The sequence below is a fragment of the Variovorax sp. AC103 genome, from assembly GCF_979254005.1.
Genome location: NZ_CEEDFC010000039.1, coordinates 1 through 17,962 on the forward strand (window position 1 = coordinate 1; position 17,962 = coordinate 17,962).

Consider the following 17,962-nt stretch of genomic DNA (forward strand, 5'->3'; position numbering starts at 1 on the left):
TGAGCCGGCCGGCTCGCAAAGAGGGTGGGTCAATATTCGATGGAAATCGCGGGTCAGGATTCCATGGAACTCAACACCCAGAATTCTTCGTCGTTCTTGAACTCCAGCCAGTAGCAAAGGCAACGTGACTCGTCGTCTTGCCGGCCGTGCATCGTGCGCAAGAGCGGCTCGCCGTTCAGTCCGCTCAGCACCCCGACACCGAAACGTTCCCTGAACGCCGTCTACTGCTGTTCATTGCTGACGGTCGCCACCGTGTCCACGGCGATTTGACCTTTCTCGATGACGAGCGCGAGTTCGCGCTCGAGCTTCCTAAGTATTTGTTCTCGTTCACTCGGATCCTCTTTTGCTCTCGTGCGAATTGGATACTGTCGCGATGGTCACTGCAGATGCTCGATCAGCGAGCCCCAGAAGTATTCGGCGGCACCGCGTTGATCGAGTCGTTCATCGCGTTGCGTGTGCCGGATGTTCATGCCGATCGGCTTGAAGAAGATGGCATAGCCGTCGTCCTCTAGATGAAGCGAGTCGTTGTAGCTGCCTGGCGTCACCCCGGAACTGCTGTAACTGATGTCGCCGGTCCAACGACCGTCGCCGTACCAGATGCCGCACTGCGACCGACGCTTGCCATCCACGTAGATCTTTGCCTCAAAACCCTTGGCGTCGACGCGCGTGAAGTCGACCGAGATTTCCGGGTTTCTCGTCCGGATCTCCTCCAGAGAGCTCTGGAAGAAGTTGGCGATGTACTCAAAGCAATTCTTGAGGGCCTGATCCTTCTCGTGATCGCTGAACGTCCGCTTGAGGCGCAGATTGCTGGAGCGCTCAATGCGCGCTGGATCTGTGGCGTCAGGCGGCGCCACACTTGGGGCCGCCTGCACGGGTGCGGACTGTGCAACCACCTGCGGTGGACCACGCCGAAAGTTGAGTGCCGCGATCGCTTTTTCGATGGACGCCACAACCTCAAAAAATCCGTCGTCATGCGAGGGAAAGTGCACGATCGGCTTGCCGTCCTTGGTGGCCGCCTGCAGTTTTCCGAACGGCAGTCTTGCCCAGTGACACGGACGCAGGATGACGGGGATCACGACCGCCTCTCCGCGGGCGTCGCGCTCCAACGCGCCCTTCATCTCGACGTCGAAGCAGTAGTCCGAATTCACGAAGTCGGGACTCACCAACAACAAGACGATATCCGCATCGGCGAAGTTCCTGTCGATCTCGCCGGCAAAATGCTGGCCAGCAACGATTCGCCGGTCATGCCAAGGCTCGAGAAGACCCAGGCGCCGGAGGGGTGAAAGGTGCTTCTCGAGCTCATTGCGCAGAGTTTCGTCCGCGTGTGCATACGAGAAAACGAGTTTGGCCATGATGTCTCCGTCTTTGACGATCGATTATGCAGACCGATATCGCCCAGCACGCCGAAACCCCTGAAGTCGCGCAAGCACGGTCAGCTCGATCGACTCAGACACATATCCGATGATCAACGTCTGCACTTTGGCACGTCGATGCCGTTACGGGCGGGGGCGGTTCCCATTGCTTACCAATGCTCACGATGTCGAACACACCATCGTCAGTGAACTGCGCAAAGCGCCAGGGCTGGGAAGAGCGGATACGCGAACGCTTGCCCGAGACAGTCCAGCCATGAACAAACGCCCCTGCAAAAGCGTGAAAGCGTCGATCTAGATTCGAGTCGGTCGCTTGATCGTGTAGCCCAGCTTGCTAAGGCTTGCGTCGAATCGCTCACTCTCAGCCTGCAACGTCAGCAGATTGTGAGAAAGGTATTCTTGTCGAAGCTTCACCTGATCCAAACGAAGCATGGTCTTAGCCTCGGTAGCCAGCCTGTCCAAGTTGAACTGGGCCGCGGCTATCAAGTCCCTGACCGCGATAAGCGTTATGACGCCTTCGTAGTTCGGCATTGCAAGCAGCGGGCACTCCCTCACCTGAGCAGCCAAGACACCATAGAACGAGTCATCGCCTGTGAAGTTGGTCTTGGGCCATTCTTGAGCATCAGGACCGCTGAGGGCCTGAAGCGCAGCGGAGAACTCACTGATGGCCGTGTCGATGATCGCGCTGATTCCAGCGAGTGCCTTAGCCTCGTCGTGTACTTTGAGCTCCATCTGCAATCGGCGGTTCTGCCGCGCCTGATCTTGGCTGACCCAGATGACGGCGCCAACCGCAAGCAAACCGCCTACCACTTGCGCCCACGCCGAGGCCTTGCCGTCGAGGAAGGCGTAGATGCCGGGCCAGCCATCGCAAACATTCACTGTGACCGCGACCACCATCAACAGCGCGCCAGTCATAGCGGCGATCTCAGCCCAATGTATTTTCTTTGTATTCGCCATGGTCTCGCTCCTCTTCGCGCGGAGGATAGCAGCGCCCACCACATTCATGTCATCCCGCTGACGGCATCAGACGCGGCGCGCATCGCCTTTCTTGCGAGGGGGTGCTGCGAACATGCTGATGGCGTCGACCTAGAGGTTTGTACCGCCACAGCAGCGGCGTGCCGTGAACCGAATTGCGGGTCGACGAATAATCCGAGGAGCTCATGGTACTGCCGAAAGGCGCGCCGCACTCTGGCCACTTCCGCCATGAGCGCACTCTCTACGCGGAACGCATTGCCCAGGTGCTATCGCCGGATCATCCTCAATCAACACCCGCGACCCGAAGTCGTTCGGATGACCAATGCCGGATTGAACGCCTTGTTTTCGATCCTGCCGCTCCAGTTCACGTAGCCGCGCGGGTTGGAAACGACTCGACAAGAACGGACTCGATAGTCGAACTGTTGATGCGTGTGACCATGCACCCAGAGCACTGGTACGTCGAAGAACGTATCCGAAAGCTCGTTCACGAACGCACCCGAAGCCCAGTCATCGGCGTAGCGCTCTGCAAGCGATCCGCGATGAGGTGCATGGTGCGTCACGACCACCGTCGGTCCGGCGAACGGTTCCGAAAGCTTCTCCCGCAGCCAGGCTCGCTGTGCCTGGTGAATCCGCAGCGTGTCGGCCGCTTGGAGCTTTCTTCCCTGCTTGTAGCGCCAAGTATCGGGCTCCGCCGACTCGTCGACCGTGCGGATCAGTGCGTAGTCGTTCAGCAGGTTGGTCGCCATCTTCATGGCACGCCGGACATCGCTGACCGGACCTTCAGGGGTCTCGATGGCGAGTTCGAAGTCGGTCCACAACGTTGCACCGAGGAAGCGTACGCCGTCGATCACCAGCTCGTCACCGTCGAGCAAATGGACATTGCTGCCCGCGGCTTCGCGGCGCGCTTCGGCCAGTGTTGTGTCCAACCGTCCGTCGTAGTACTCGTGGTTACCGAGGAGGTAGATCACGGGCTTGCCGCGAAAGCGATCCGCCGCCCATTGGACGGCGCGCTTGGCCGGTGAATGAATGTCGCCGGCGAGGATAACGACGTCGAATTCGAGATCTGGCATCGGCTCGAACGGTGCGAACTCGAGGTGGAGGTCGGAAAGAACCAGTACTTTCATTGGGATGTCCCTTCAAAGCGAGCGCGAAGCTCGGCACTGGCCTTGTCGTCGAAGCCGGTGAACGAGCCGCACACCACCAGATGGTCCTTGCAGCAAGCGAACTGCCAGTAGGCATCGTCGAGCGCGACCCAGGGCTCGCCAACCGCATCGTGGATCTGGAGCCACGCGAGGATCTCTCCTTCGCGCTTCTTGTACGGCGGCGGAAGGCCAAAGCCCGAATGAGGCGTGGCTCCTAGGATGCGCGCCCGGATGTCGCTGGAGAACGGTTTCAGCAAGCTTCGGTAGAGAAGCTGCTCGCGCCATGATGAACTGATCACGATCTTCACGTGTGGGAACTCGCGCAGCAGTGCCTCCAGTCGCGGCAGGAAGCAGAAATCGGCGCCGCCATTGAGGATGTGATCTTCCCCCTCCGGATGAAGCACGCCGTCGAAGTCGAGGAACAGGATCACCCTGAATCTCCTAGCCCGTATCCACCAGCCCTCATACGACACCGACGTGTTGAATCGCGATCAGGATCGATCGCACTTTGTCAGCGCCGCCCCCGATAGCAAACGCCGCCGGCGTTTGACCATCAAGCAGTTCGTGCGGCTTGTTCAACCAGGCTTGGGTTGCTGCGCCGAACACTTGGGTCGCGAGATTCAGTAAGTCCTGTGACGGGCTTTCCAACCCAGCCTCCTCCTGGGGACTGCGCGGCCACGCCAGATGCGAGCCCATGTCGACGCCGAAGGCCCGGAACAGCGCCGTGGCAGGCATCAGGTCTTCGCCGAGATAATCAACGCTTCGGTGAAGATGACCGTGGACCACCAAATGGACGCCGAGCTTCACGGCGAGTTCGTCGATCGCCTTCCAGCCGTGTGGATGGGCCGACGGCGCCTCGTGCGTCGCCAGGATGTCGGCGGGTCCGCTCCGCAGCAACCGCTGGTACTCATCCAGGAAGATGGAGGATCGGTGCTTGCGGGAGATACCGTCGCGCCACCGTTCCTCGCGCTTCATGGTACGGCGCATGGCGTCGCTCGACTGGAACGCCGCCTCCTCGATCGGCCGCCGCGGGTCCCAGATCTTGCTGCGGAAGATGCCGCCCAGGCCTGCGACCTTGTACCCGGCGATCTCGACGATGCGGCCGTGCAGGTTGCGGGTGGCGAGCTCTGATCCCCACAGGTTGTCGTAGTCGGCGTCGGAGTCCGTGTCGTGGTTCCCGTGGATGAACCAGATCTCGGTTACACCCAGGATCGGCCTTAGCTCGTCGTGCAGAGGTCGGCGCGCCTGGATGTCACCCAGCAGCACGATCGCCTCAGGCTGAAAGTGCTCGACCGCGGCGATCACCGGATCGAGGTCGCCGTGCGGGTCGCCGAAGAACATCAGCTTGGGCTTCGACTGTTGATGTGCGGATCGCGCGTGGAGGCCCGACGGGATGAGAGGTGTCATTTCATGTGCCGACTGGCGGTTCATCGGCCAGCCGCGAACCGCAGGAAGTGCGAGCGCAGTTCCTGGAAGCTGTCTTGATCGAACGCACGCTTGGGATCGGTGAGCACGAGCCGTTCGAAGCCTGCGTCGAAGCTCGAGGGCCAATCGTCAAGTGCGACCCACTCTGCGTCATGGCAGCCGTTTCCGTCGAGCTAGGCCTGGATCTCTAACTGGCGTTGATGTCGGACGACGACACTTGGGTCAATCTGCGGCGTCGCTCCGATGATCCGGTGCCGGATGTCATCGCTGAAATACTGTTGCAGTTGCTCGATGCTTGCGGCCAGTCGCCAATCCGACGAGATGACGATATCGACAGACCTGAACTCGCGCAGGAGCTCTTCCAGCCGCGGCAAATGACTGAAGAACCTGCTGCTGAACGAGTAGTCCGCGCCGACAGGATGAAGAACACCGTCTACATCCAGGAACAGCAGATCGCTGGAGTCAACGGCGCGGCCGGGGGCGTCGTGGATCGGCATCGCTTTCACCATTGAGACCTCACCCCGGGCAGAAACAGTGGTGTCTTATAGGTCGGCGATCTGCGTGGGATTGAGCCGCTTGACTTCCTGACTACGGCCGAGTCGCCAAGGAACAACAATTTGGGCGGCGTGCCCAAGGGAGAGAGGAGGAGAAAACTGATTCGGCTGAACATTCTGGGCTCCTAGATGGAGCCAAAAATGTCAGCTCCTTAAGACTGTGGAACGATGGCGAGAAGAGGCGATGCCACCACTGCTATTCGGTTCGCCGACTGGCCTGAACATCCCGAGCGAATCACCACGCGCATAACCACACCTGCATCGATGCTGACGCATTTGGCGGTAGTGGCCGAGAGCTTGAACATGGGGCATTCGTAAAAGTTAGAGGTGAACTAACAAGTCGATCTTAGCTGTAGGCACTGCAGTCAAGCAACGCGCAACTAGCCCCTCCTGCTTGCTTTATGAGGGGTATACGACTCTATTGCCCCGTTTACGACTCTATTGCCCCGTTTACGACTCTATTTGGATGTTTACGACTTTATTAGGTGAGATTAGGGCGCCGGCGGACCGGCCCCGCCTCACTCCACCGTCACGCTCTTCGCCAGGTTGCGCGGCTTGTCCACGTCGGTGCCGCGCGCTACTGCCGTGTGATACGCCAGCAGCTGCAGCGGCACGACGTGCAGGATCGGCGAGAGCGCACCGTAGTGCTCGGGCATGCGGATCACGTGCAGCCCTTCGCTGCTCCTGATCTGCGTGTCGCCGTCGGCCAGCACATACAGAACACCGCCGCGCGCGCGCACCTCCTGCAGGTTGCTTTTGAGCTTTTCGAGCAGCGCGTCGTTGGGCGCCACGGCCACCACGGGCATCTCGCTGGTCACCAGCGCGAGCGGGCCGTGCTTGAGTTCGCCGGCGGCGTAGGCCTCGGCGTGGATGTAGGTCACTTCCTTGAGCTTGAGCGCGCCTTCGAGCGCAATCGGGTAGTGCAGGCCGCGGCCCAGGAACAGCGCGTTTTCCTTGCGTGCGAAGTCTTCGGCCCAGCCGATGATCTGCGGCTCGAGCGCGAGCACCGACTGCAGCGCGACCGGCAGGTGGCGCATCTCCTTCAGGTAGCGCGCCTCGTCGGCATCGCTCAAATGGCCCTTGGCCTGCGCAACGGCGAGCGTGAGCAGGAACAGGCCCGCCAGCTGCGTGGTGAAGGCCTTGGTCGACGCCACGCCGATTTCCACGCCGGCGCGCGTGATGTATGCCAGCTTGCACTCGCGCACCATCGCGCTGGTGGCCACGTTGCAGATGGTCAGCGTCTGTTCCATGCCGAGCGAACGCGCGTGCTTCAGCGCGGCCAGCGTGTCGGCGGTTTCGCCCGACTGGCTGATGGTGACCACCAGCGTCTTGGGGTCGGGCACGGAGTCGCGGTAGCGGTACTCGCTGGCGATCTCGACCTGGGTGGAGATCTTCGCGATGCCTTCGAGCCAGTACTTGGCGGTGCAGCCGCTGTAGTAGCTGGTGCCGCAGGCCAGGATGAGGATCTTGTCGATGTCCTGGAACACGCGGTGCGCGCTGGCACCGGTGGCGCCGTCCTGGCCGATGCCATCGAACAGCTCGGGCACGATGCCCTCCACGCCTTCGAGCGTGTCGCCGATGGCGCGCGGCTGCTCGAAGATTTCTTTCTGCATGTAGTGCCGGTAAGGGCCCAGTTCGGCCGCGCCGCTGTGCGCGAGCACGGTGCGCACCGGGCGCTGTTCCGCGGACAGCGGCTTGTGGTTCTTGTCGACGATCCAGTACTTGCCCGGCTGCAGGTCGACCACGTCGCCCTCTTCCAGGTAGACGATCTGGTCGGTCACGCCGGCCAGGGCCATGGCGTCGCTGGCGAGGAAGTTCTCGCCTCCGTCCTTGCCCGCGCCCAGGATCAGCGGCGAGCCCGCGCGCGCACCGACCACGCGCTGCGGCTCGTCGCGGCAGATCACGGCAATGGCATAGGCGCCGTGCAGTTGCAGCACGGCGGCTTTCACGGCCTCGAACAGGTCGCCGTCGTAGAGGCTGTCGACCAGGTGGGCGATGACCTCGGTGTCGGTCTGGCTCTCGAACACATAGCCCTTGGCTTCGAGCGCGGCGCGCAGGGGTTCGTGGTTTTCGATGATGCCGTTGTGCACGAGCGCAATGCGGCCAGGGCGCACGCCCTGCGCATCGGCGCCGGGGCCATGGCTGAAGTGCGGGTGCGCGTTGTGCACGACCGGCGCGCCGTGCGTGGCCCAGCGCGTGTGGGCGATGCCGGTGAGGCCTTCGACCTTGTCGTCGTGCACCTGCGTCACGAGGTCCGCCACGCGCGAAGTGGTGCGCGCGCGCGTCAGGCCGCCGGCATGCACCGCCACGCCGCACGAGTCATAACCGCGGTATTCGAGCCGCTGAAGGCCCTGGACCAGGACCGGAACGATGTTGCGATGGGACGCTGCCCCGACGATGCCGCACATGGTGAGCTGCCTTTGAATGAAGAAGAGACTGAATGGTAGGGAGACAGAGAAGAAATATGTTTTCTTAGTTATTGTTTTTTTGGACTTTTATTTCTTCACTTCGTCTAATTGGATTTTTATTCCATAATTTATTCATATATGGAATCAATATCCCTCGATTCAACCGACCTGCGCCTGCTCGACGCGCTGCAGCGCGATGCCTCGAACACCAACCAGCGCCTGGCCTCGGACATCGGCATCTCGCCACCGACCTGCCTGCGCCGCGTGCAGCGCCTGCGTGAACTCGGGTTGATCGAGCGCCAGGTGGCGCTGCTGTCGCCCGACCGGCTCGCCGCAGTGCTGGGCCACGGTTTGCAGGCGGTGGTCGAAATCTCGCTGGACCGGCAGGACGCGGCCTCGCTCGACGCCTTCGAAACCCGCGTGATCGCCGACGCCGCGGTGCAGCAGTGCTGGCGTGTGTCGCCAGGGCCGGACTTCGTGCTGGTGGTCGCGGCGCGCGACATGCCGGACTACGGGGCGCTCACGCAGCGCCTGTTCACGGCGGATGCGAACGTGCGCAATGTGAAGGCCTTCTTCAGCCTCAAGCGGGCGAAGTTCGAGCCCCGGCTGCCGCTGGCGTGAGGCCCGGTCCCTTCGCGAAACACCGCGGAACCGGCTTTGCCGGGCCGCAGGTGTTGCCCCCGGTAGGGGGTTGGCGAAGCGACACGAAGTGCGCGCAGCCTGGGGGCGAGCCTATTTTTTGGGCCGCTTCCAGTTGGCAAAGCTCAGCTGCTTGCCGCGCGCCACGGTCAGCGCGCCCGGCTCGGTCGACTTGTTGATGGTCGACCCGCCGCCGATGGTGCCGCCCGCGCCGATGGTGATGGGGGCCACCAGCACGCAGTTGCTGCCCACGTGCACGTCGTCGCCGATCACGGTGCGGTGCTTGTTGGCGCCGTCGTAGTTGGCGGTGATGCTGCCCGCGCCGTAGTTCACGCGCTCGCCCACGGTCGCGTCGCCCAGGTAGGCCAGGTGGTTGGCCTTGGCGCCGGCGGCCAGCGTCGAATTCTTCACCTCGACGAAATTGCCGATGTGCACCTCGGCACCCAGTTGCGCGCCCGGCCGCAGGCGCGCGAACGGGCCGATGAGCGCGCCGGCGCCCACGCTCACGCCGGCCTTCTCGCCTTCGATGTGGGTGAACGGGTGGATCACCGCGCCCGCCTCGATGCGTGCGTTGGCAATGACGCAGTTCGCGCCGATGCGCACGCCCTCGCCCAGCGACACCGCGCCTTCGAAGATGCAGTTGACGTCGATCTCCACGTCGGTGCCGCAGTCCAGCGTGCCGCGCAGGTCGAAGCGCGCCGGGTCGGCCAGGCGCACGCCCTGCGCCATCAGCGCGTCGGCCTGGCGCAGTTGCCAGGCGCGCTCGAGCGCCGCGAGCTGGGCCGGGCTGTTGATGCCGGCCACCTGCAGCGCGTCGGTGGTGATGTGCGCCACCACGGGCACGCCGTCGGCGGCGGCGAACTTCACCACGTCGGTCAGGTAGTACTCGCCCTGCACGTTCTTGTTGTCCAGCCGCGCGAGCCAGCCCTTGAGCAGTCGCGCGGGCACGGCCATCACGCCGCTGTAGATCTCGCGCACGGCGCGCTGGGCTTCGCTGGCGTCCTTGTGCTCGACGACGGCGGTCACTTCGCCACCGGCGGCCGAACGGATCACGCGGCCATAGCCGCTCGGGTCGTCGAACTCGATGGTCAGCAGCGCCAGGCGGTCGCCGGCGCTGGCCGCGATGAGCGCGCGCAGGGTCTCTTCGCCGATCAGCGGCACGTCGCCCGAAAGCACGACCACCGTGCCGTCGTCCGCGAGCAGCGGCGCGGCCTGCTGCACCGCGTGGCCGGTGCCCAGCTGCGGCTCCTGGCGGGCAAAGCGCTGCGTGATGCCCGTCACGCCCGTCACGCCCGTCATGCCCGTCATGCCGGCCGCGAACGAGGCCATGGCGGCCTCCACCTCGGCCGCGCCGTGCCCGGTCACGAACACCACGTCGCGTGCGCCGATGCGCGCGGCGGTGCCGGCCACATGGGCCAGCAATGCACGGCCTCCCAATCGATGCAACACTTTGGGCAGCTTGCTCTTCATGCGCGTGCCTTTGCCGGCCGCCATGATGACGACGTCGACCGGCCCCTGGTTGTCTTGTTGCGGAGTCTGATTCATGCGTTTTTCTTCCCGATTTCGTTGCGCTGCAGTGGCGCGAATTATCGGCGTGCTGCTGCTGGCCTCGGCACTGGGCGCCTGCAGCGCGATCAAGCTGGCCTACAACAACCTGCCCACGGTGAGCTACTGGTGGCTCGACGGCTACCTGGATTTCGACAGCGAGCAGACCCCGAAGGTGCGCGACGAGCTCGCGCAGTTGCTGGCCTGGCACCGCCAGAACGAGCTGCCGCGCCTGGCCGCGCTGCTGCAGGACGCGCAGGCGCTGGCACCCGGCGAAGTGACGCCCGAGCAGGTCTGCGCCATGGCCGAGCGCATCCGCGAGCGCCTGCTGGCCGTGACCGAGCGCGCCGAGCCCGCCGGCACCGCGCTGGCGCTGAGCCTGACCGGCGCCCAGTTGCAGCAGCTGGAGCGCAAGTACGCCAAGAACAACGCCGACTTCCGCAAGGACTGGCTGGACCGCACCCCGGCGCAGGTGCACGAGAAGCGCTACGACCAGTTCCTGGACCGCGCCGAGGACTTCTACGGGCGACTGACCCCGGAGCAGCGCGACCTGCTGAAAGCGCAGGTGGCGCAGTCGGTGTTCGACCCGCGGCTGGCGGACGCCGAGCGCCGCAAGCGCCAGCAGGAGGCGCTGGGGCTGCTGCGCGGCTTCGTCGCCGGCAAGCCCTCGCCGGGCGAGGCGCGCGCCGCGCTGCACGGCTACATCCAGCGCATCGCCGAGCCGCCGCCCGGCCCCTGGCGCGACCAGCAGCAGGCCTTGCTGGAAGAAGGCTGCCGCAACACGGCCGCGCTGCACAACGGCGCCACGGCAAGCCAGCGTGCACAAGCGGTGCGCCGGCTGCAGGCGTACCAGGAGGACCTGCGACAGCTGGTGGTGGCGGCGCGCTGAGTAGCCCGGGGCGCCGACGTCAGATGAGGGGGGTCGGGCGCATCGGGCGCTCGAAGTAGTCGCCCAGCGTTTCGAGCGCGTGCGGCTCCAGGATGCGCAGCCAGCCCGTGTCGATCTTGTAGAGCCCCAGGCGCTGCAGCCGCCGCAGCGTCTTGTTGGTGTGCACCAGCGACAGCCCCAGCGCGTCGGCAATGTGCTGCTGGTTGAACGGAAATTCCACCCAGCCGTCGCGCACCATGCCCACGCGCTCGGCGCGGCGGTACAGCTGCATCAGCAGCATGGCCACGCGCTCGCTGGCGTTGCGCCGTCCGGCGGTGACGAGGTTGTCGTCCACCAGCTTTTCCTCGCGCGCCGCGAGCCAGGTGATGTCGTAGCCGAGCTTGGGTTGGGCGTGGAACAGGCCCCAGAGCCGGTCGCGCGAAAAAGCGCACAGCGTGACGTCGGTCACGGCCTCGACGCCGTGCGTCTGCCCGTCGGCGAACTCGTCCTGCAGGCCGATGAAGTCGCCGGGCAACAGAAAACTCAATATCTGCCGGCGGCCGTCGCTCAGGGTCTTGTAGCGGAAAGCCCAGCCCGAATAGAGGGTGAAGAGCAGCGGGCTGCTGCGGTGCTCGTCGATGATCGATCCACCCGATTCGATGCGCCGGGCGCCGGCGCGAAACGACTGGATGGTCTTGAGCTCTTCCTCGGACGACGGAAGAAAAGCCTCCAGCTTGCGCAACGCGCAGTCGTCACACGGATTCGCACCTTGAGGCGGCGGGGCAGCGGCGGGGTAGTCCTCGAATTTCACGCGACACTATAGGCGTTTCGGCTGTGTCTTTTTACATTTCGCCGCGTCGAAGGGGTACCTAGACTGCGCTGCGATTCCTCAAAGACACATGACCGAAGCATCACCGTTTCACGAAGTTCTCTACTGCAGCACGCTTGCCCAGGACCTGCCCCCGACCACCGTGGGCACGATCGCCACCCGCGCCCGCGCACGCAATGCCGAGCGCGGCATCACGGGTTTGCTGGTCTTCGACGGCATGCGCTTCTGCCAGCACCTGGAAGGCCCGCGCGAGGCGATCGACACGCTGATGCAACGCATCGAGAAGGACCCGCGCCATACCGACATCCGGGTGGTCTACGAAGCGCCGCTGGCGGTGCGCCGCTACAGCGGCTTCGGCATGGGCCTGGCCGAGAGCGAAGGCCCCGACCTCATGGCGGGCGTGCACGTGCTGGACGGCGAGGTGGCCTTGCGGCACTTCCTGGCACTGCTGCCGAGCTTCGACATCAACGGCTGAACGGCCCGCCATGGGCTGAAAGAAGCTTCAAAAAGAAAAAGGCGGCCGAGGCCGCCTTTTGAGCTCCTGGAGGCCGAACAATCAGGCGTTGTCCCAGCTGTAGGTCGCGCCGTAGCCGTCCCACGCCTCCATCACGATGCGCTGGCCCGCGGCCACCGCCAGCGATTCGCCCGGTGCAAGCACCAGGTCTTCGCTGGGATTGGCGAGCGTGGCGTCGGGCGTGATCCATACCCGGCCCTGCTTCACGCGCAACACGCTGGCCGTGCGCGCCTTCAGGCTCATCGCCTCGCCGGGCGCGATCTGCCAGGCGCCGCGGCGAACGGCCGGCGGAATGGCGGCAGCGGTGCGGGCGGCGGCGGACAGGGGCGAGAGCGATTCGGTGGTGCAGACGGCGGTGGACATGTTGAAACTCCTTGGGCTTTCCGGAAGCGCCGGCCGGTCAGACAGAGACGGGGGCAATAGCGCAGTTCGGGAATGAATGATCGTTTCCAAGGCGCCCTGAGTCCAATGAAAACGAGGTAGGCTACTGATGCGATTCCCGCATCAATGGATCAAAACGCGGATTCGCCCACCCAAGTCACACCCATGCAACATTCGCAAACCCATCTGCGCTCCCGCCCGATCTCGGCCGGGCACCTGCGCGCCTTCGAAGCGGTGGCCCGGCACCTGAACTTCCGCGCCGCCGCCGAGGAAATGGCCCTGACCCAGTCGGCCGTGAGCCGCCAGATCCAGTCGCTCGAGGAAGAGGTGGGCGTGGGGCTGTTCCTGCGCCACACGCGGGCCGTGGAGCTCACCAGCGCCGGCGCGCTGCTGCTGCTGGCGGTGCAGCAGTCGCTGCCGCGCATCGACACGGCCGTGCGCCAGATCCGCCAGAGCGCGGGACGCCAGAGCGTGTCGCTGACCACCTTTGCGTCGTTCGCCTCGATGTGGCTCATTCCGCGGCTGGAGGCCTTCCAGCGCGACAACCCCGAGATCGACATCCGCATCGACGCCAGCGACGTGGCGGTCGACCTCGAAGTGGCCGACGTGGACATCGCCCTGCGCTACGGCCCGCGCGAGACCATGCCGCCCACCGCCGTGCGCCTGTTCGGCGAAACGCTGACGCCGGTGGCCAGCCCCTGGCTGCTGAAGAGCAACCCGCCCATCAGGACGCCCGCCGACATCACCCGCTTCACGCTGATCGAGGCCGGCGACGCCCACCGCACCCACCTGGAATGGCTGACCTGGCGGCGCTGGTTCGAGGTGAACGGGCTGGAGCGCGCACAGCCCAAGCGCTGGCTCTATTTCAACTACGCCTATCAGATGGTGCAGGCCGCGCTGACCGGCCAGGGCATCACGCTGGCGCGCAGCTCGCTGATTGCCGAGAGCCTGGCCAACGGCGACCTGGTGGAAGTGCTGCCGCAGCACCGCATGGATTCGCCGATGGCCTACTGGCTCATCGCCGGGCCGCGCAACGCGCTGCGTCCCGAGATCCGGGCCTTCTGGGACTGGCTGCAACTGCAGGCCTCCACCACCCGCGAGACCATCGGCGAGGTGCCGGACCCGGACACGGTCGACGACATCGACTGACCGGCCCGCCGCAGGGCCGCATCACCTCAGCTCAGCTCATCGGCCAGACCACGCCGTTGTCGTTGAGGATGGCGTCCAGCGGGAGGTCGTGCGCCTCGGGCTCGAAGTCTTCCAGGAAGCCGTGGGTGAACCCGAGCCCCACTGTGAACGGCCGCGGCTCCAGGGCGGCCAGCGTGCGGTCGTAGAAGCCGCCACCGTAGCCCAGCCGGTAGCCGCCCGCGCTGTAGCCCACGCAGGGCACGAACAACAATGTCGGCACGATGAGCTCGGTGTCCTTGGGCTTGGGAATGCCGTAGGCGTCTTCTTCCATCTGGCAGCCCGGGTACCAGGCATGGAAGGTCAGCGTCTTGTGAACTTTGTTGATCACCGGCAGTCCGATGCGGCGGCGCTGGGTTTCTTCCATGAGCTCGCCGTCCTCCTTCCAACGATGCAACGCAGGCAGCGGATCGAACTCTCCCTTGATCGGCCAGTAGGCGCCGATCACGGTGTCGGGCCGCCCGACCAGCCAGATCCGCATCACGCGTTGCAGCAGGTCCGCGCGTGTCAGCCGGTCCGGCATCGCCAGGCGTTGTTCGATCAATGCCTTGCGCAGTTGATCCTTCAGAAAACTCGCCGTCGCCGAGGTGTCGGCATCCTTTGACTTGTCCATAATCCCCCGATGCAGTTCCCAAGCATTTTGGCACCCCAGCGCACCAGCCACCGCGTCCACCAGCGCAGCGCAGCACCCGCACTGGTTTTTTCCGCCGTCCTGGCCTTCGCCGCGTTGCTTTCACAGCAACCCGCCGCCGCACAGAACAACACCAACGACGACGTGCTCGTCCAGATGAAGCAGGCCTTCCAGCGCGGCGACAAGGCCCGCCTGACGGGCCTGCTGCCGCAAGCACGCGGCCATGCCCTCGAACCTTGGGCCGCCTACTGGGAACTCAAGGCGCGGCTGCAGGAAGCCGCTCCCAACGAAGTGCAGGACTTCTTCGCGCGCTACCCCGGCACCTACCAGGAAGACCGCCTGCGCAACGACTGGCTGCTGCTCACGGGCCAGCGCCGCGACTGGGACAACTTCTCCGCCGCCGTGGCCGGCTTTCGCATGGGGGACGACCCGCAGGTGCGCTGCTACGCGGTGCTGGCCGACACGCTGCGCACCGGCACGGCCACCCAGGCCCAGGCCGACGAGGTGCGCCGCGACTGGCTCAGCCAGAAGGACGCCGACGACGGCTGCCTCACCGCCGCCGACCGCATGTTCGCGGCCCGCCTGCTGGCCCCCAACGACGTCTGGAAGAAGGCGCGCCTGGCGATCGAGGCCAACCGCCCGCAGGCCGCGCGCGGCGCCGTCGCCATCGCCGCGCCAGACGCGTTGCCGCTGTTCGAGGAAATGAACGCCAGCTCGGCCAAGTTCCTGACCGGCCGCGCCTTCGTGGCCGCCAAGTCGCGCAAGGAGCTGGTGGTGCTGGCGCTCGTCAAGGTCGCCATTGCCGACCCCGAGCAGGCCGCCGCGCAGCTCGACAGCAAGTGGGGCCCGATGCTCTCGGCCGAAGAGCGCAACTGGCTCTGGGGCACCATCGGCCGCGCCGCCGCGCTGAAGCTCTGGCCGCAGGCCGGCACCTACTTCGCCAACGTCACCAGGAACAGCGACCTGTCCGACGACATGCTCGGCTGGCGCGTGCGCGCCGCCCTGCGCGCCGGCCAGTGGAAAGAGGTGGCACCGGCCATCAACGCCATGAGCGACACCGCCCAGCTCGACCCCACCTGGGTCTACTGGAAGGCCCGCGCGCTCGCCACCGAGCGCAGCGAAGAGCGCCGCGCCCAAGCGCGCGAGCTCTACCAGAGCATTGCCGGCTCGCGCGGCTTCTACGAGATGCTGGCGCTCGAAGAACTGGGCCAGCGCACCGTGGCCGCCACCCGCCCCGCGCCGCTCACGCCCGAGGAAAAAGCCGCCGCGCGCGCCAACCCGGCGCTGGCGCGCGGCCTCTACGCCATTGCCATCGGCCTGCGCTCCGAAGGCACGCGCGAATGGAACTACGCCACCAACCTGCACGACAAGGGCGGCATGGACGACCGCGCCCTGCTGGCAGCGGCCGACTTCGCCTGCCAGCGCGAGGTGTGGGACCGCTGCATCAACACCAGCGAGCGCACCAAGGGCGTGGTCGACGTCGAGCAGCGCTTCCCCATGCCGTTCCACGACACGGTGCTGCGCAAGGCGCAGGACATCGGCCTGGACCCGGCCTACGTGTACGGCCTGATCCGCCAGGAAAGCCGCTTCATCATGGACGCGCGCTCCGGCGTCGGCGCCTCGGGCCTGATGCAGGTCATGCCCGCCACCGCGCGCTGGACGGCCCGCAAGATCGGCCTGGCCGACTTCACGCCCGGCCAGATCAACGACCGCGAGACCAACATCACCATCGGCACCAACTACCTGAAGCTGGCGCTCGACGACTTCGACGGTTCGATGGCGCTGGCCGCCGCCGCCTACAACGCCGGCCCCGGCCGCCCGCGCAGCTGGCGCAACGGCCCGGTCGTCGAGGCCGCCATCTGGGCCGAGAACGTGCCCTTCAACGAGACGCGCGACTACGTGAAGAAGGTGCTGGCCAACACCACCAACTACGCCGCCATCATCAGCGGCCGGCCGCAGTCGCTGAAGGAGCGCCTGGGCCGCGTGGGGCCGCGCGATGCGGCCGAGCCGGAACCGAACAAGGACCTGCCCTGAGGTCCGCCGCATGAGCGCCGCGCCGGGCCGCCCCGAGCAAGCTCGCACCGCGGTGCGAAGCACCAAGGCACGCCGATGAGCTGGCGCGACGAAGTGCTGGACACCATCGCGTCCGAGTTCTCGGACGTGACCGACGTGGCACAGCTCACGCGCATCATCCTGCGCCTGACGCTGGCCGCGGTGCTGGGCTTCGTGCTCGGCTTCGAGCGCGAGCAGCAGGGCAAGGCGGCCGGCGTGCGCACGCACATGCTGGTGGCCATCGGCTCGGCGATGTTCGTGCTGATTCCGCAGCAGACCGGCATCGTGCCGGCCGACATGAGCCGCGTGATCCAGGGGCTGGTGGCGGGCGTGGGCTTCCTGTGCGCAGGCACGATCCTCAAGCAGGGCAAGGACGAATCGCATGTGCAGGGCCTGACCACCGCGGCGGGGCTGTGGATGACGGCCGCCATCGGCATGGCCTGCGGGCTGGGCCGCGAGGCCACGGCCGTGCTCAGCGCGCTGCTGGCACTGGCGGTGCTGTCGCTGGTGCCGCGCCTCGTGGGCCTGCTCGAACGTGCATCCGGCAACGGCAACGGCAACGGCAACGGCAATGGCAACGGCAACCGGAACGAGGACGAGGCCCGGTCGACGGCCCGGGTCATCGCCTCGCCGGACGACGCACCCCGCCGCTGAGCGCGGGCGCATCAATTCGCGCTGCGTTGGGCATCAATGCCGCCGCGGCGCCCGGCTAGCATCGAAGGCTTTGTTTCACCCGCAACGGACCGGAGGCCCCTCTCATGCGCAAGCTCTACATCGGCAACAAGAATTACTCGTCGTGGTCGATGCGCCCCTGGGTGCTGATGAAGCAGGCCGGCATCGACTTCGAGGAGGTGATGGTGCGCTTCGATTCCTTCGAGGCCGATTCGACGTTCAAGAGCGTCATCGCGCCCCTCAACCCGGTGGCCAAGGTGCCGTTGCTGGTCGACGGCGACCTCGTCGTGTGGGACACGCTGGCCATTGCCGAATACCTGGCCGAGACCTTCCCCGGCAAGCAGCTCTGGCCCGCCGCGGCGGCCGACCGGGCACGCGCGCGCAGCGTCTGCGCCGAAATGCATTCGGGCTTCGGCGGCCTGCGCGGCCATTGCGGCATGAACATCGAGGCCTCGCTGCCCGAGGTGGGCGCCCGGTTGCTGAAGGAACAGCCCGAAGTCGCCAGCGACCTCGCGCGCATCGTGCAGATGTGGAGCGGCCTGCTCGACGCACACGGCGGTCCGATGCTGTTCGGCGCCTTCAGCATTGCCGACGCCTACTTCGCGCCCATCGGCACGCGCATCAAGACCTACGGACTGCCGGTGCCGCCGCAGCTCTCGGCTTACATCGAGCGCGTGCAGGCGCTGCCGGGCGTGAAGGCCTGGATCGACGACGCACTGGCGGAAAAGGATTTCCTGCAGTTCGAAGAGCCTTACCGCACGGGGCGGTAAGG

18 protein-coding genes are annotated in these 17,962 nt (G+C 65.5%); 7 read left to right on the forward strand and 11 right to left on the reverse strand.

The genetic code is table 11. The annotated features are described in order from the left end of the window. Nucleotides 1-377 precede the first annotated feature (377 nt). The 7 genes from AC0IYU_RS33500 to glmS all read right to left on the reverse strand — a co-directional run bounded on the left by AC0IYU_RS33500 (nt 378) and on the right by glmS (nt 7,874). Nucleotides 378-1,352 (reverse strand): toll/interleukin-1 receptor domain-containing protein, encoded by a 975-nt coding sequence (locus AC0IYU_RS33500; protein WP_472126321.1) that lies wholly within the window; start codon nt 1,350-1,352, stop codon nt 378-380. A gap of 312 nt (nt 1,353-1,664) precedes the next feature. Continuing rightward, the gene (locus tag AC0IYU_RS33505) at nt 1,665-2,327 is read right to left on the reverse strand and encodes a hypothetical protein (RefSeq protein ID WP_472126324.1); all 663 of its coding nucleotides are present in this window, start codon (nt 2,325-2,327) and stop codon (nt 1,665-1,667) included. Between the two features lie 305 nt (nt 2,328-2,632). Then, nucleotides 2,633-3,469: a metallophosphoesterase gene (locus AC0IYU_RS33510; protein ID WP_472126327.1), complete on the reverse strand. Its 837-nt coding sequence runs from the start codon at nt 3,467-3,469 to the stop codon at nt 2,633-2,635. Continuing rightward, complete coding sequence (locus tag AC0IYU_RS33515; RefSeq protein ID WP_472126329.1) at nt 3,466-3,918, reverse strand: HAD domain-containing protein; 453 nt, start codon at nt 3,916-3,918, stop codon at nt 3,466-3,468. The genes AC0IYU_RS33510 and AC0IYU_RS33515 overlap by 4 nt, the downstream gene beginning before the upstream one ends. Nucleotides 3,919-3,949: 31 nt before the next feature. Next, nucleotides 3,950-4,894, reverse strand: coding sequence for a metallophosphoesterase (locus AC0IYU_RS33520; protein ID WP_472126332.1), 945 nt, complete (start codon nt 4,892-4,894; stop codon nt 3,950-3,952). Between the two features lie 191 nt (nt 4,895-5,085). Next, complete coding sequence (locus tag AC0IYU_RS33525; RefSeq protein ID WP_472126334.1) at nt 5,086-5,409, reverse strand: HAD domain-containing protein; 324 nt, start codon at nt 5,407-5,409, stop codon at nt 5,086-5,088. A 575-nt stretch (nt 5,410-5,984) separates the two neighbouring features. Next, complete coding sequence (glmS, locus tag AC0IYU_RS33530; RefSeq protein ID WP_472126337.1) at nt 5,985-7,874, reverse strand: glutamine--fructose-6-phosphate transaminase (isomerizing); 1,890 nt, start codon at nt 7,872-7,874, stop codon at nt 5,985-5,987. A gap of 138 nt (nt 7,875-8,012) precedes the next feature. Here glmS and AC0IYU_RS33535 point away from each other — a divergent pair, with 138 nt between their 5' ends. Continuing rightward, nucleotides 8,013-8,495: an Lrp/AsnC family transcriptional regulator gene (locus tag AC0IYU_RS33535; protein ID WP_472126340.1), complete on the forward strand. Its 483-nt coding sequence runs from the start codon at nt 8,013-8,015 to the stop codon at nt 8,493-8,495. A gap of 111 nt (nt 8,496-8,606) precedes the next feature. Here the strand turns inward: AC0IYU_RS33535 and glmU are convergent, their stop codons facing one another. Further along, entirely contained in the window at nt 8,607-10,058 is a 1,452-nt protein-coding gene (glmU, locus tag AC0IYU_RS33540) for a bifunctional UDP-N-acetylglucosamine diphosphorylase/glucosamine-1-phosphate N-acetyltransferase GlmU (RefSeq protein ID WP_472126344.1), read from the reverse strand. Between the two features lie 31 nt (nt 10,059-10,089). Between glmU and AC0IYU_RS33545 the strand changes: the two genes are divergently transcribed. Next, entirely contained in the window at nt 10,090-10,947 is an 858-nt protein-coding gene (locus tag AC0IYU_RS33545) for a DUF6279 family lipoprotein (protein ID WP_472126346.1), read from the forward strand. A gap of 19 nt (nt 10,948-10,966) precedes the next feature. On the opposite strand, the gene AC0IYU_RS33550 is transcribed toward AC0IYU_RS33545, so the two are convergent. Beyond that, a complete protein-coding gene (locus AC0IYU_RS33550; RefSeq protein ID WP_472126349.1) occupies nt 10,967-11,668 on the reverse strand; it encodes a Crp/Fnr family transcriptional regulator in 702 nt (233 codons plus the stop codon). A 157-nt stretch (nt 11,669-11,825) separates the two neighbouring features. Here AC0IYU_RS33550 and AC0IYU_RS33555 point away from each other — a divergent pair, with 157 nt between their 5' ends. Further along, entirely contained in the window at nt 11,826-12,230 is a 405-nt protein-coding gene (locus AC0IYU_RS33555) for a BLUF domain-containing protein (protein WP_472126352.1), read from the forward strand. Between the two features lie 81 nt (nt 12,231-12,311). Here AC0IYU_RS33555 and AC0IYU_RS33560 read toward each other — a convergent pair whose 3' ends face one another. Then, nucleotides 12,312-12,632, reverse strand: coding sequence for a DUF2917 domain-containing protein (locus tag AC0IYU_RS33560; protein ID WP_472126354.1), 321 nt, complete (start codon nt 12,630-12,632; stop codon nt 12,312-12,314). Nucleotides 12,633-12,815: 183 nt separating this feature from the next. Between AC0IYU_RS33560 and AC0IYU_RS33565 the strand changes: the two genes are divergently transcribed. Next, a complete protein-coding gene (locus AC0IYU_RS33565) occupies nt 12,816-13,799 on the forward strand; it encodes a LysR substrate-binding domain-containing protein (protein WP_472126356.1) in 984 nt (327 codons plus the stop codon). A 31-nt stretch (nt 13,800-13,830) separates the two neighbouring features. Here AC0IYU_RS33565 and AC0IYU_RS33570 read toward each other — a convergent pair whose 3' ends face one another. Next, nucleotides 13,831-14,448, reverse strand: a complete 618-nt coding sequence (locus AC0IYU_RS33570) for a 5-formyltetrahydrofolate cyclo-ligase (protein ID WP_472126359.1) — start codon at nt 14,446-14,448, stop codon at nt 13,831-13,833. Between the two features lie 9 nt (nt 14,449-14,457). On the opposite strand from AC0IYU_RS33570, the gene AC0IYU_RS33575 reads away from it, so the two are divergent. The 3 genes from AC0IYU_RS33575 (at nt 14,458) to AC0IYU_RS33585 (ending at nt 17,960) form a co-directional block, all read left to right on the forward strand. After that, the gene (locus tag AC0IYU_RS33575) at nt 14,458-16,500 is read left to right on the forward strand and encodes a lytic transglycosylase domain-containing protein (protein WP_472126362.1); all 2,043 of its coding nucleotides are present in this window, start codon (nt 14,458-14,460) and stop codon (nt 16,498-16,500) included. Nucleotides 16,501-16,575: 75 nt separating this feature from the next. Then, complete coding sequence (locus AC0IYU_RS33580) at nt 16,576-17,172, forward strand: MgtC/SapB family protein (protein ID WP_472126365.1); 597 nt, start codon at nt 16,576-16,578, stop codon at nt 17,170-17,172. Nucleotides 17,173-17,276: 104 nt separating this feature from the next. Next, complete coding sequence (locus AC0IYU_RS33585) at nt 17,277-17,960, forward strand: glutathione S-transferase family protein (protein ID WP_472126368.1); 684 nt, start codon at nt 17,277-17,279, stop codon at nt 17,958-17,960. The last annotated feature ends 2 nt before the right edge of the window (nt 17,961-17,962 follow it).

What these genes read in the sequence shown, in the direction of transcription:
- AC0IYU_RS33500 (WP_472126321.1), bottom strand. Translation starts at nt 1,352, where the DNA reads ATGGCCAAACTCGTTTTCTCGTATGCACACGCGGACGAAACTCTGCGC.
- AC0IYU_RS33505 (WP_472126324.1), bottom strand. Translation starts at nt 2,327, where the DNA reads ATGGCGAATACAAAGAAAATACATTGGGCTGAGATCGCCGCTATGACT.
- AC0IYU_RS33510 (WP_472126327.1), bottom strand. Translation starts at nt 3,469, where the DNA reads ATGAAAGTACTGGTTCTTTCCGACCTCCACCTCGAGTTCGCACCGTTC.
- AC0IYU_RS33520 (WP_472126332.1), bottom strand. Translation starts at nt 4,894, where the DNA reads ATGACACCTCTCATCCCGTCGGGCCTCCACGCGCGATCCGCACATCAA.
- AC0IYU_RS33525 (WP_472126334.1), bottom strand. Translation starts at nt 5,409, where the DNA reads ATGCCGATCCACGACGCCCCCGGCCGCGCCGTTGACTCCAGCGATCTG.
- glmS (WP_472126337.1), bottom strand. Translation starts at nt 7,874, where the DNA reads ATGTGCGGCATCGTCGGGGCAGCGTCCCATCGCAACATCGTTCCGGTC.
- AC0IYU_RS33535 (WP_472126340.1), top strand. Translation starts at nt 8,013, where the DNA reads ATGGAATCAATATCCCTCGATTCAACCGACCTGCGCCTGCTCGACGCG.
- glmU (WP_472126344.1), bottom strand. Translation starts at nt 10,058, where the DNA reads ATGAATCAGACTCCGCAACAAGACAACCAGGGGCCGGTCGACGTCGTC.
- AC0IYU_RS33555 (WP_472126352.1), top strand. Translation starts at nt 11,826, where the DNA reads ATGACCGAAGCATCACCGTTTCACGAAGTTCTCTACTGCAGCACGCTT.
- AC0IYU_RS33560 (WP_472126354.1), bottom strand. Translation starts at nt 12,632, where the DNA reads ATGTCCACCGCCGTCTGCACCACCGAATCGCTCTCGCCCCTGTCCGCC.
- AC0IYU_RS33565 (WP_472126356.1), top strand. Translation starts at nt 12,816, where the DNA reads ATGCAACATTCGCAAACCCATCTGCGCTCCCGCCCGATCTCGGCCGGG.
- AC0IYU_RS33570 (WP_472126359.1), bottom strand. Translation starts at nt 14,448, where the DNA reads ATGGACAAGTCAAAGGATGCCGACACCTCGGCGACGGCGAGTTTTCTG.
- AC0IYU_RS33575 (WP_472126362.1), top strand. Translation starts at nt 14,458, where the DNA reads ATGCAGTTCCCAAGCATTTTGGCACCCCAGCGCACCAGCCACCGCGTC.
- AC0IYU_RS33580 (WP_472126365.1), top strand. Translation starts at nt 16,576, where the DNA reads ATGAGCTGGCGCGACGAAGTGCTGGACACCATCGCGTCCGAGTTCTCG.
- AC0IYU_RS33585 (WP_472126368.1), top strand. Translation starts at nt 17,277, where the DNA reads ATGCGCAAGCTCTACATCGGCAACAAGAATTACTCGTCGTGGTCGATG.